The 12439-nt window shown below is 40.2% G+C and carries 10 protein-coding genes; 1 reads left to right on the forward strand and 9 read right to left on the reverse strand.

Annotation, left to right across the window (positions count from 1 at the left end):
* Positions 1-87 precede the first annotated feature (87 nt).
* Genes hemL through hemA form a run of 6 tightly spaced genes read right to left on the reverse strand, consistent with a single transcriptional unit; the run spans position 88 to position 6292 of the window.
* Positions 88-1374, reverse strand: coding sequence for a glutamate-1-semialdehyde 2,1-aminomutase (gene hemL / locus IHV12_RS00295; RefSeq protein WP_197189530.1), 1287 nt, complete (start codon positions 1372-1374; stop codon positions 88-90).
* 16 nt (positions 1375-1390) lie between these two features.
* Entirely contained in the window at positions 1391-2362 is a 972-nt protein-coding gene (gene hemB / locus IHV12_RS00300; RefSeq protein WP_197131356.1) for a porphobilinogen synthase, read from the reverse strand.
* Position 2363: 1 nt separating this feature from the next.
* Positions 2364-3116, reverse strand: a complete 753-nt coding sequence (locus tag IHV12_RS00305) for a uroporphyrinogen-III synthase (RefSeq protein ID WP_197131358.1) — start codon at positions 3114-3116, stop codon at positions 2364-2366.
* The gene (hemC, locus tag IHV12_RS00310) at positions 3116-4048 is read right to left on the reverse strand and encodes a hydroxymethylbilane synthase (protein WP_197131360.1); all 933 of its coding nucleotides are present in this window, start codon (positions 4046-4048) and stop codon (positions 3116-3118) included. The genes IHV12_RS00305 and hemC overlap by 1 nt, the downstream gene beginning before the upstream one ends.
* 19 nt (positions 4049-4067) lie before the next feature.
* Positions 4068-4886, reverse strand: a complete 819-nt coding sequence (locus IHV12_RS00315; RefSeq protein WP_197131374.1) for a cytochrome C assembly family protein — start codon at positions 4884-4886, stop codon at positions 4068-4070.
* Positions 4887-4924: 38 nt separating this feature from the next.
* Positions 4925-6292: a glutamyl-tRNA reductase gene (gene hemA, locus IHV12_RS00320; RefSeq protein ID WP_197189531.1), complete on the reverse strand. Its 1368-nt coding sequence runs from the start codon at positions 6290-6292 to the stop codon at positions 4925-4927.
* Between the two features lie 234 nt (positions 6293-6526).
* On the opposite strand from hemA, the gene IHV12_RS00325 reads away from it, so the two are divergent.
* Entirely contained in the window at positions 6527-7003 is a 477-nt protein-coding gene (locus tag IHV12_RS00325) for a LiaI-LiaF-like domain-containing protein (RefSeq protein WP_197189532.1), read from the forward strand.
* 299 nt (positions 7004-7302) lie between these two features.
* Here the strand turns inward: IHV12_RS00325 and yihA are convergent, their stop codons facing one another.
* The 3 genes from yihA to lonB form a co-directional block, all read right to left on the reverse strand.
* Positions 7303-7890 carry a ribosome biogenesis GTP-binding protein YihA/YsxC gene (gene yihA / locus IHV12_RS00330; RefSeq protein ID WP_197131383.1) on the reverse strand — a complete coding sequence of 196 codons (588 nt, stop codon included), beginning with the start codon at positions 7888-7890 and terminating at the stop codon, positions 7303-7305.
* Positions 7887-10205: an endopeptidase La gene (lon, locus tag IHV12_RS00335; protein ID WP_197189533.1), complete on the reverse strand. Its 2319-nt coding sequence runs from the start codon at positions 10203-10205 to the stop codon at positions 7887-7889. The genes yihA and lon overlap by 4 nt, the downstream gene beginning before the upstream one ends.
* Positions 10206-10399: 194 nt before the next feature.
* Complete coding sequence (gene lonB / locus IHV12_RS00340; RefSeq protein WP_197131389.1) at positions 10400-12067, reverse strand: ATP-dependent protease LonB; 1668 nt, start codon at positions 12065-12067, stop codon at positions 10400-10402.
* Between the last annotated feature and the right edge of the window lie 372 nt (positions 12068-12439).

Below are 12439 nucleotides of genomic sequence, written 5' to 3' on the forward strand. Positions count from 1 at the left end.
GGACGAAATATGATTTTTATTAGGTAACAGCTTTCTTAAAAAACAAAAATAGCGTCCGCTGAAGTTAGCGGACGCTACAAAAAATAACTATTTTAATTGTGAAAAAGCCTTTCTGAACGCTGCAACTGTTTTATCAATATCTTCTTCTGTATGAGCTGTAGATAAGAATAATCCTTCAAATTGTGAAGGAGGCAGCGAGATACCTTCTTGTAGCATCGTTTTGAAGCAAGCGTTAAAGTGATCCAAATTGGATTGCTTAGCAGTGTCGTAGTTAATCACATCTTGATTCGTGAAGAAAAAGCCGATCATGCTGCCTGCACGGTTGATCGTATGTGCCACACCATAATGTTCAGCGGCTTCAGAAATTCCGGAAGCTAGTCGATCTCCTAGTTTTTGGAAATATATGTAACTTTCTTTCGTAAGTTGAGAAAGGGTAGCATACCCGGCAGCCATCGCAAGAGGATTTCCTGATAACGTTCCTGCTTGATAGATCGGCCCGCTCGGCGCGATTTGTTCCATGATCTCTCGTTTTCCACCATAGGCTCCAACAGGTAGACCCCCACCAATTACTTTACCTAGACATGTTAGGTCTGGTGTTACTCCAAAATAACCTTGTGCACATTCATAATCCACTCGGAAGCCTGTCATTACTTCGTCAAAGATTAATAAAGAGCCGTGTTGTTCAGTTATTTTACGAATGCCTTCTAAAAATCCTTTTTGTGGAGGGACTACACCCATGTTACCTGCGACTGGTTCTACAATCACACAAGCAATATCTTCTCCAAATTGATTAAATGCAACTTGCAAACTCTCAAGGTCATTGTACGGAACAGTGATCGTGTTCTGTGCGATACCTTCTGGAACTCCAGGAGAATCCGGCAGTCCAAGTGTTGCTACACCAGAGCCTGCTTTGATCAATAAGGAGTCTCCGTGTCCGTGGTAGCAGCCTTCAAATTTAACGATCTTACTTCGTCCTGTGTATCCTCGCGCTAAACGAAGTGCACTCATCGTAGCTTCTGTACCTGAGTTAACCATACGTACAACTTCGATCGATGGAACACGATCGATTACAAGCTTTGCAAGCTTCGTTTCCATTTCATTCGGAGCACCAAAACTTGTTCCGAGCTCAGCAGTTTGCTTAAGTGCCTCCACTACTTGATTGTCAGCATGTCCAAGAATTAAGGGTCCCCATGACAATACATAATCGATATATTCGTTACCATCGATATCATAAATCTTTGACCCTTTTCCACGTTCCATAAATACAGGATCCATTTTTACAGATTTAAATGCACGTACAGGACTGTTAACGCCTCCAGGCATAACTTCTTTCGCTTCTTGAAAAGCAGCTATCGATTTTTCAAAGCTTCTCATACCAACACCTCTTTCCTTATTTTTCATTCAGCCATCTTGCAGCATCTTTGGCAAAATACGTAATAATTAAGTCTGCTCCTGCTCGTTTCATAGAGATCAGTTTCTCAAGTACGATGCTTTTCTCATCTACCCATCCGTTCATAGCAGCTGCCTTAATCATGGAATATTCTCCACTCACGTTGTAAGCCACTAGTGGAAGAGGGTACCTGTCTTTTAACTCTCTTAGAATATCTAGGTAAGAAAGAGCTGGTTTTACCATTAAGAAGTCAGCGCCTTCAGCGACGTCTGATTCTGCCTCTCTGAGAGCTTCAAGTCGGTTCGCCGGATCCATCTGATACGTTTTTCTATCACCGAATTGTGGTGTGCTATGAGCTGCATCACGGAACGGACCATAAAAGGATGATGCATATTTAACTGCGTAAGACATGATCGGAACATCATAGAAACCTGCTTCATCAAGCCCTTGTCTGATCGCAGCAACAAAACCATCCATCATGTTTGAAGGTGCGATGATATCTGCTCCAGCTTTCGCCTGTGAGACAGCTGTTTTTGCAAGAAGCGTCAAGGTTTCATCATTCAATACTTCACCATTTTCAATCACACCGCAGTGTCCATGATCTGTAAATTGGCATAAACATGTGTCTGCTATCACAGTAAGTGATGGGGCAACTTCTTTAATTTGTGAGATTGCTTTCTGTACAATTCCATTATGATCATAAGCTGAGCTTCCGCATTCGTCTTTTTCAGCAGGTACTCCAAAAACGATAATAGACTGAATACCAAGACTTTCAATTTCTTTTACCTCTTCTTGAAGAAGGTCCAATGATAGATGATACACACCTGGCATGGAAGGGACTTCTTTTTTGACGTTCTCTCCTTCAACAAAAAACAATGGATAGATAAAGTCAGAGACATGAAGATGCGTTTCACGCACTAGTGAACGCATGGATGCTGATTTTCTTAAACGGCGATGACGCTGAAAATTCATATTAACTTCCTCCTTGAAAATAAGAGATGGCACAGTTCACCATATCTTCTGCGGTAAATTGTTTAGGCATTAATACTTGATGAAACCCGCATTTTTCTGCAGCACTTTTCGTTGTCGGCCCAACACAGATCACAGGCTTCTTATAGACTTCCTCTGTGTTTAACCCTTTACTTAAGAAGGTTACGGCAGAAGGGCTCATAAAAAACAGGCAATCAGCTTGATACACGAGCGACCAATCTAAATGGTCTTCTGATTCAGTTTTGTAAACAACTAATTCTTCAACAAATGCTGTTTCTTTCAACTCTTCTTTAATAAAAGATGGAGCTAGATTTCCTTTTGGAAATAGAACTCTTTCATGAGCTAAGACGTGGTTTTTTAACGTCTTCACTAAGCTTTCTGCATGATAATGTTCAGGCACAAGAATAGTCGTGATTCCTCTGTCTCTTAATGATTCAGCTGTTTTTTCACCAACTGCTGCAAACTTAACACTATTTAGTGAAACGTTATAATCATGAATCAATTGAAAAAAGTAGTCTACTCCATTTTTGCTCGTAAAAACAATCCATTGAAAAGACGACAGATTTTTCAACGTAGACTGTGAATCATCGTTTCTTACACCATTAATAGATACAATAGGAAAAGAAAGAGGGACGCCAGCGTTCTCTTGAATAAGTGAGATTAATGGCTCTGCCTGCTCTTTCGGCCGTGTAACAAGTATTCGCTTACCTGCTAATGGTCCTATAGAAGTATTCATTACGTATTTAAATCCTTTTTCACTGCATCTAGTATTGTTTTCGCACCTAATACCTTTAATTCTTCGGCTAACTCTACACCCACACGGTGCGGGTCCTTGCCTGATTTCATTTCTTTTAACACCGTTTTTCCTTCAGGATCTGCAACAAGACCCGTTAAAGAAACTTCTTGGTTCTCATCCATCGTAGCAAATGCCGCGATTGGAACTTGGCAACCGCCTTCTAACGTGTTCAGGAAAGAGCGTTCTGCTAAAACTGTGTCAAACGTATAAGCATCGTTCAGTGTAGCTAATAATTCTTTTACTTCAAGATCTTCACTTCTGCACTCAATAGCTAATGAGCCTTGTCCTACAGCAGGGAGACACAGGTCGATGTCCAAGTATTCGGTTACAACATCTGTAGACCAACCCATTCTTTCAAGTCCTGCAGCTGCTAGGATGATTGCATCGAACTCACCGGACTTTAATTTGTTAAGACGAGTATCAATATTACCTCGAATAGATTTAATCGTTAGATCTGGACGTCTGTTTAAAACCTGTGCAGCTCTTCTTAGTGAGCTTGTCCCAACAATTGCACCTGCAGGGAGCTCTCTTAACGACGAATACTTTTCAGATATTAGAGCATCTCTCGGATCAACACGTTTAGGAGTACAGCCGATCTCGAGCCCCTCAGGAAGTTCAGAAGGCATATCTTTCATGCTGTGAACGGCAATATCAATCTCTTTATCTAACATCGCTTGTTCGATTTCTTTGACGAATAAACCTTTTCCGCCTACTTTTGAGAGCGTAACATCAAGAATGATATCCCCTTTTGTTACGATCTCTTTTACTTCAAATTCAAAAGGCATTCCTGATTTTTTTAATTGATCAATCACCCAATTTGTTTGTGTAATCGCTAATTTACTTCTTCTTGAACCTACTATAATTTTTCTCATGATATGAATCTCCTATTCTTTACTTATACCAAAGGTGAAATTCAGTGAAAGTCGACGCTAAAAAGTAGTTGATCAAAACGACTAGGAAGGCAGCAGCGTTCCAAAGCGCTAACGTTTTACCTTGCACACCTCTTCCAACCTTTTGATAGAGGTAAGTACTGTAAACCAAAAGGACAATAAATGACGAGATGACTTTGGCATCAAGAAGTGTAAAGTCACTTATTTTCCAGAATGCCCATACGACTCCCAATATTAGACTAAGCAAGAGCAGCGGCACTCCGATCGTATTCAATCGAAAAGAAAGTTTCTCTAAGTATGATAGACTCCCAAAACGCTGCAGCCTTTTGCTCCATTTCTTTCGCTTCAACATGCCATGCTGTAGCAGGTACATGAACGAGAATATGAAGGAGAGTGAGAATGCTCCATAAGAGATAAAAGCCATCGTTATATGAATGATTAATAATTCTGAGATCAGCTGCTTCTCAATCACTGCACTAGCTTGCCCTGTTGGAGCAAACAAGTGGATCGAGACGAGCAAGAAACCAAGAATGTTCGTAAAAAACACGAGAAAATCAACACGGAAAAACCTGCTCATGACAACTGAGAACGTCACGAGGATCCATGCATAAAAAAACAGGCCTTCCGAGGGTGTTAATATTGGAAACCGTTGATCTTTCAGCATCCTTAACACAAAAAAGACCGTTTGAAGTACCCAGACAATAGAAAGCAACCAGAAAGCAAATCGGTTCGCTTTCCGGTTGTTTTGAAGAAAATCTATAAAATAGCCTATGATGCTAAGTGCATATAGAACGATAGTAAGATCATATATCCAATTCATTTTTGCTCACACTCCATGAGCTCGAGGGAAACGAGAGCTTAAGTTCTTACTACAGCCGAAGGAACCACTTCATCTGTTAGTGAAGACTTCTCTTCGACGTTTGCAGCAAATGCTGTTTCCAACTGCTTCTGTTTATCCAAGTATTCTTCGAGTCCGAAAATTTCGGTAAATAATTGCAACTGTTCTTCAGCTCCTGGTTCACCAGCCATCTCTTTGGCTCTAGTCACAGGATCACGAAGCAATTGATTCACGATACTCTTCGTATGTTTGCTTAAAATTTTTCTTTCCCGATCTGTAAGATCCGGCAGCTTGCGCTCGATGCTTTGCATGGTTTCAGCTTGAATGTTTAATGCCTTTTCTCGTAGTGCAGAAATTAACGGTACTACACCCAGCATTGAAATCCAAGATTGGAAAGCTACAATTTCAGCTTCGATCATAATCTCAATCTTTTCCGCTTCTTTCATTCGTTCAGCAAGATTAGACTCTACGATCCCTTCTAAGTCATCGATATCATAAAGAAAAACACTGTCTAAATCATGAAGCTCAGGATCTAGGTCACGAGGTACTGCAATATCTACCATGAACAATGGAAGACCTTTGCGTTTCTTAACTGCTGGTGCAGCCATTTTCTTTGTAATGACAAATTCACTAGCACCCGTGGAAGAAATCACGATATCTGCCTTAATGAGCAAACTTTCAAGATCTTCAAAAGGATGTGCTGTACCATGAAACTTTTTAGCTACCTCTTGTGCCTTTTCAAAAGTTCGGTTAATAACAAGTACTTCATTTCCTCCACTCGCATGCAGATGTTTCGCTGTAAGCTCACCCATCTTACCCGCACCAACGATCAAGATGGTTTTATTTTGCAAACCACCAAAGATTTTTTTAGCGAGTTCGACAGCTGCATAGCTAACCGATACCGCATTTTCACCGATATCCGTCTCTGAATGACATCTCTTCGCAAATGTGATCGCTTGTTTCATAAGTTTATTAAATATGGTCCCTGTTGCATCAAGTTTTTGCGATTCTAAGAACCCATCTCTTACTTGACCAAGGATTTGTGTTTCACCGATCACCATAGAATCCAAGCCAGCAGCTACACGAAAAAGATGCTCGACAGCTGCTTCTCCGTCTCTGATGCTCAAGAATGGTGAAAGTTCTTCTTTATCAATTGAAAACCAGTCCGCCAAAAAAGATTTGATGTAGTATCTTCCGGTATGAAGCTGATCGGCAACAGCATAGATCTCAGTACGGTTGCACGTTGAAACGATTACACATTCAAGTATACTTTTTTGTTTTCGGAGTGTAGAGATCGCATCCGTTAATTCAGCGGGCTGAAAAGAAACTTTTTCCCGAATTTCTACGGGTGCCGTTTTGTAATTAAGTCCAACCACTAGAATATGCATGCGCTCACCTCCCTTAATTATGTATGTTCTTTACTAATTATAACATGTCCCAAAATACGGAATATCCAATAATGTGAACAGAATTTAAACGTTTATGCTATGATGTATTTATTATCTTTTTGGTGCGTGTATAGCAGTTTTAGGATAACCATAATTACTAAAACTTAGCACCAATATTAAAAATAACAAAAATCGACCAATTTAGCAAAGGTTTACGTTTAAGATGGAGGCATTATGAAACAAAGAAACACATTCAGCGGCATCATTTTACTCGGAATTGGATTATTCTATTTTGCTAATAGAATGAACATTGAACTGCTACAACCGTACCTCACATGGCCAAGTATACTAATCATCATTGGGGTAGCTCTTCTTTTCCAATCTGGATCCGGAAAAGATTCTTCAAGTATGTTCTCAGGTGTATTCTTGACTGGGCTAGGCGTACATTTTCATGCTGCTACAAAAGTTGCGACATGGCCGGAACCACTTCCTGTTATCGTTTTACTAGCAGGTGTATCATTTCTGATTCAGTATCGAAAAACAAAAGAAGGGCTTATCCCCGGGTTATTGTTATCGCTTTTAGCTCTATGGTTGCTCTTCTTTAAGAGTAATACCCCTTCTGTAGAAAATATATTTGTTAAAGCTGAAGATTTTTGGCCGATTATTTTAATGGTCATCGGGGCTTATCTTATGTTCTTTAAAAAGAAATAGAAACACAAAACCCTCTATGTTTAAAAAACATAGAGGGTTTTGTGTTATGGCTGTTTTCGTAACACCGATGCTCGCCTGAAGTAGTTGATTTCCATTCCAGGTTGCTCGCTTTCCGCGGGGCAGGCGGTGAGCCACATTCGTACGCTACACGTATAAGTGTCTCACCTGCCGGCCTGTCCCGCAGGAGTCTCGCACCTTCCACTCCAATCAACAATCAAAGAAGTAAATAAAAAGATTTAAAAACCTAAAACTATAATCTATTAGCAAAGAGGCGTCATGCTAAAATTTTATAACAGTCATTATTTAGATAGATAAGAATTCAGTACGCCCCACGCTTCATCTTTTCCTTGTCCGGTTTCAGATGAGAAGAGTACGATCTTATCGCTCTTGTCCATGTTTAATGTTTCCTTGACTACTTTTTTATGCTTATCCCATTTTCCTTTTGGGATCTTGTCACTTTTCGTAGCGACTACAATAACAGGAAGCTCATGATATTTTAACCAATCGTACATTAAAACATCATCTTTTGATGGAGCATGTCTAAGGTCAACAAGTTGAACAACTGCTTTTAACTGATCGCGTTCAACGAGATACTGCTCGATCATCTTGCCCCAAGCTTCTCTTTCTGTTTTTGACACTTTAGCAAAACCATAGCCAGGTACATCTACAAAATAAAAACTTTCATTTAGGATATAAAAGTTTAACGTCTGAGTTTTCCCAGGTTTTGAAGACGTACGTGCTAAATTTTTTCTGTGAATCATCTTATTAATAAAAGACGATTTCCCTACATTCGAGCGTCCTGCCAAAGCAATCTCCGGAAGATTGCCTTCCGGATATTGTTTTGGTCCGACTGCCGATATTACGATTTCCGCTGTATTTACTTTCACTTTCTATCACCTGCTAATGCAACTTTTAATACCTCATCTAAATGAGATACGGTTATAAAAGATAATCCCTCTTTAACCGATTGTGGAATATCTTCAATGTCTTTCTCGTTTTCTTTCGGAAGGATGATGGTTTTGATTCCTGCTCGATGCGCACTTAATGATTTTTCTTTCAAACCACCAATAGGCAACACACGTCCTCTGAGCGTAATCTCCCCGGTCATCCCCACATCTTTTCTAACTGGCTTTTTGGTTAGTGCTGATACTAACGCTGTAGCAATGGTTATTCCTGCCGAAGGACCATCCTTTGGTGTTGCTCCTTCAGGAACATGTATATGAATATCTGTTTTTTCATAGAAATCATGGTCGATTCCCAGCTCTTCCACTTTCGTGCGAACGTAGCTTAACGCAGCTTGAGCAGATTCTTTCATAACATCACCTAACTTACCCGTTAAGATCAGTTTGCCCTTACCAGGTGATAGTGCTACCTCGATGGAGAGAGTATCTCCGCCTGCTGTCGTATAAGCTAATCCCGTCGCTGCACCAATTTGGTCTTCAAGTTCTGCTTGACCATATCGGAAACGGGGTTTACCAAGATAATCTTCAAGGTTTTTAGCAGAAAGTACAACCTTTTTCTTTTCAGATGATACAATTTGCTTCGCTGCTTTTCTGCATAATCCTGCAATTTGCCGTTCAAGATTACGCACACCCGCTTCACGTGTATAATTACGAACCAGCTTTAGAATAGAATCATCCTTGAACTGAATCTGGCTTTTCTTTAATCCATGTTCTTTCAACTGTTTTGGAATCAAGTGATTTTTAGAAATATGCAGCTTTTCAACCTCTGTATAACCAGCGATCGAAATAACTTCCATTCTATCTAATAACGGACCTGGAATTGTTGAAAGCGAGTTTGCTGTCGTAACGAACATGACTTTAGATAGATCGTACGGCTCTTCGATATAATGATCGCTGAAGGTACTATTCTGTTCAGGATCCAGCACTTCGAGCATCGCAGAGGAAGGATCTCCTCTAAAATCACTCGACATCTTATCGATCTCATCAAGCAAGAACACAGGATTGATCGTTCCCGCTTTCTTCATACCTTGAATCAATCGGCCTGGCATCGCACCAACATATGTTCTTCGATGCCCTCTAATCTCAGCTTCGTCTCTTACACCGCCAAGAGAAATTCTTACAAAATTCCTGCCGATTGCACGTGCGATCGACCTTGCTAACGATGTCTTACCAACCCCTGGAGGTCCAACTAAACAAAGGATCGGCCCTTTTAGTGAATTTGTCAGCTTCTGAACAGCAAGATATTCTAAGACTCTATCCTTCACTTTTTCAAGACCATAATGATCTTCATTAAGAACTGTTTCCGCATGTGGAATATCCAAATTATCAATCGTCTCTTGTTTCCAAGGTAGATTAACAAGCCACTCGATATATGTTCTGATAACAGAGCTCTCAGCTGAAGAATTAGGCATCTTTTCATAGCGGTCAAGTTCTTTTTTTGCAAGTTCCATGACCGTCTCAGGCATATCAGAAGATTCGATACGTTCTTTGAGCGTACTCACTTCCCCAACTTTGCCTTCTTTATCACCTAGCTCTTTTTGGATCGCTTTCATCTGTTCACGCAAATAATATTCTTTTTGCGTTTTTTCCATCGCCTTTTTAACGCGTTGACCGATTTTCTTTTCTAGACCTAGCACTTCTTTTTCATTGTTTAAAAGGTCCAGTAAGTGTTCAAGTCTTTCTTTCACATCAAAGATCTCTAGGATTTTTTGCTTTTCTTTGATCTTTAAAGAAAGATGTGAAGAAATAACATCAGCCAAGCGTCCAGGTTCGGTAATATCTTGAACTGAGGCAAGGGTTTCAGGCGTTACTTTTTTCGATAGGTTTATGTATTGTTCGAATTGAGCCAGAACAGCTCTCATAAGAGCTTCCGTTTCGGCTTCTTTCACTTCAATATCATCTGTTAGTTCAACTTCTACTTCTACATGGGTCTTCTCGTCCGTGAACGAAGTAATTTCTCCGCGTTTAATACCTTCGACAAGTACTCTAATCGTGCCATTAGGCAGTTTGAGCATCTGATTTACTTTTGACAACGTTCCTACATGATAAATTTCCTCTTGTGCTGGATCTTCAATAGAAACTTCTTTTTGAGTAGATAGAAAGATCATCTGATCATCAAGCATCACTTTTTCAAGTGCTTGAATAGATTTTTCTCTTCCTACATCTAAATGAAGTACCATTGTTGGATAGACCAACAATCCGCGAAGAGGGAGGAGCGGAAGAACTCGTTTTTCCCCCATTAAAAACACCTCCGAAAACTGCTATGTAATCATTAATTATATGCTTAGTCTTTGTACAATTCTACCGATAATGCTTAACTTTGTCTAATGTAAGCTTCGGATTGTTAGAAAACTCCTAATAAAACGTTCTCCTAGCCTGATAGAAATTTTTTATCATCCTATTTTCCGAACAAAAAGAAACTCCCTACTTCTCCTTATACAGAAGAAGGAGGGGAGTTTAAGGCAGCAGACGCAGGAATAGATTGCTCTTCACCGTCATCTAAAAATGCGTGTTGAAATACTTCTGAAAGTTTTTTTACTGGAATGATCTCTACGTCTTCAATCGTATCGAAAATCTTTTGGTTATTCTCAAACGGGATAAGAACACGTTTTGCACCTGCATCTTTCGCAGCTAGTATCTTCGCCATCACTCCACCGACTGGTTTCACTTTACCATGTATGCTGATCTCACCTGTCATTGCGATTTCATGATCTATTTTAATGTTGTGAATAGCTGAGTAGATGGAAGATGCGATCGCTATACCTGCTGATGGACCGTCTACCGGGCCACCACCTGGAAAGTTCACGTGGATATCATACATGGATGCATCTACTCCCATGTAACGAAGTACTGTAATAACGTTCTCCACTGAACCTTTTGCCATACTTTTTCTTCGAATAGACTTCGATTGATTACCAATACTCTCTTCTTCTGCTATTCCTGTTATCGTTATGGAACCTTGTTTCTTTGCAGGAAGTACGGTTGTTTCAATCTCAAGCAACGCTCCGCTTGTTGGACCATATACAGCAAGACCATTCACTAAGCCAATCTTTGGTTTGACTCCAATTTTCCTTTCTGGTCTTGGAGCCATTCTACTCGAGTGAGTTACCCACTCTACATCGCTCTTTGTGATGTTTTTTCGTTGTTCGGTGATCGCTAACCCTGCTGCAATTTGAATCATATTAACTGCTTCTCGACCGTTTCTAGCATATTGGGCCATGTATGATAATGATTCATCATCAATCCCTAACTGAATCTTATCAGCTGCTCTTTTAGCGATCTGTTCAATTTCAGCTGGCTGCAATTCTCTAAAGAACACTTCTAGACACCTAGAACGAATTGCAGGAGGTATTTCTTCCGGCATACGAGTAGTAGCACCAATCATTCGGAAATCTGCAGGCAGACCATTTTGGAAGATATCATGAATATGATGAGGTATGTTCGCATTCTCTTCCGAATAATAAGCACTTTCTAAAAAAACCTTACGATCCTCTAGAACTTTGAGTAACTTGTTCATTTGTATAGGATGAAGTTCACCGATCTCATCTATAAAAAGAACACCGCCATGCGCATTCGTAACAGCCCCTTGCTTCGGCTGAGGAATTCCCGCCTGTCCCATAGCTCCAGCACCTTGGTAGATCGGATCATGCACAGAGCCAATCAATGGATCCGCAATGCCTCGCTCGTCAAAACGAGCAGTCGTAGCATCCAATTCTACAAAAACTGCTGTAGAACGAAAAGGAGATGACTGATTTCGCTTCGCTTCTTCTAATACTAATCGTGCTGCTGCTGTCTTCCCCACTCCTGGAGGGCCGTAAACGATAACATGCTGAGGATTCGGTCCACATAAAGCAGCTTTCAACGCTTTTATTCCATCTTCTTGACCGATGATATCTTCAAACTTTCCAGGTCGAACACGTTCAGACAGAGGTTCTGATAGGGAGATCGAACGCATTCTTCTAAGCTGCTCCATCTCTTTTCTCGATTCTTTATCCACACTTACTTTTTGAGAACGCTGGTTACGCAGCAAGTTCCAAAAATATAGCCCGATAACAATCCCAAAGAATAATTGAATAAGTAATGCTATGCCAGTCCAGTTCATTGTTTTTCCTCCCGGTACCTATGTAGTGATAATCATAGTATCTCCGAGGAGGTGGTGAACTAAACGGTCAACCTTTTAAAAAGACAATTTTCACATAGGTCACAATATGTAATGAAGATCTGTTTACATTATTGAACATGACAAATCAGAAATTCTGATTTTAATCCTATTGGATATCACCGCTTCATTTACTTTTATTGCTGTTTGACCCAAAGGGTGTCCATTTTGACCCATAGATCTATGAATTTGACCCATAGATTATGGTTTGACTCATAGACCTCTCTTTTTGACCCATAGAAGTCTTCGTTTGACTCATAGGTGTCTAGTTACGACCCATAGAGATCATACTTTGACTCATAGGGATTTGCTCAC

This window comes from Fictibacillus sp. 7GRE50 (assembly GCF_015903875.1).
GTDB lineage: Bacteria > Bacillota > Bacilli > Bacillales > Fictibacillaceae > Fictibacillus > Fictibacillus phosphorivorans.

Coding starts and splice junctions, on each gene's coding strand:
- hemA (WP_197189531.1), bottom strand. CDS start 6,292: ATGCATATTCTAGTGGTTGGACTTAATTACAAAACGGCACCCGTAGAA.
- lon (WP_197189533.1), bottom strand. CDS start 10,205: ATGGGGGAAAAACGAGTTCTTCCGCTCCTCCCTCTTCGCGGATTGTTG.
- IHV12_RS00315 (WP_197131374.1), bottom strand. CDS start 4,886: ATGAATTGGATATATGATCTTACTATCGTTCTATATGCACTTAGCATC.
- hemL (WP_197189530.1), bottom strand. CDS start 1,374: ATGAGAAGCTTTGAAAAATCGATAGCTGCTTTTCAAGAAGCGAAAGAA.
- lonB (WP_197131389.1), bottom strand. CDS start 12,067: ATGAACTGGACTGGCATAGCATTACTTATTCAATTATTCTTTGGGATT.
- hemB (WP_197131356.1), bottom strand. CDS start 2,362: ATGAATTTTCAGCGTCATCGCCGTTTAAGAAAATCAGCATCCATGCGT.
- IHV12_RS00305 (WP_197131358.1), bottom strand. CDS start 3,116: ATGAATACTTCTATAGGACCATTAGCAGGTAAGCGAATACTTGTTACA.
- hemC (WP_197131360.1), bottom strand. CDS start 4,048: ATGAGAAAAATTATAGTAGGTTCAAGAAGAAGTAAATTAGCGATTACA.
- IHV12_RS00325 (WP_197189532.1), top strand. CDS start 6,527: ATGAAACAAAGAAACACATTCAGCGGCATCATTTTACTCGGAATTGGA.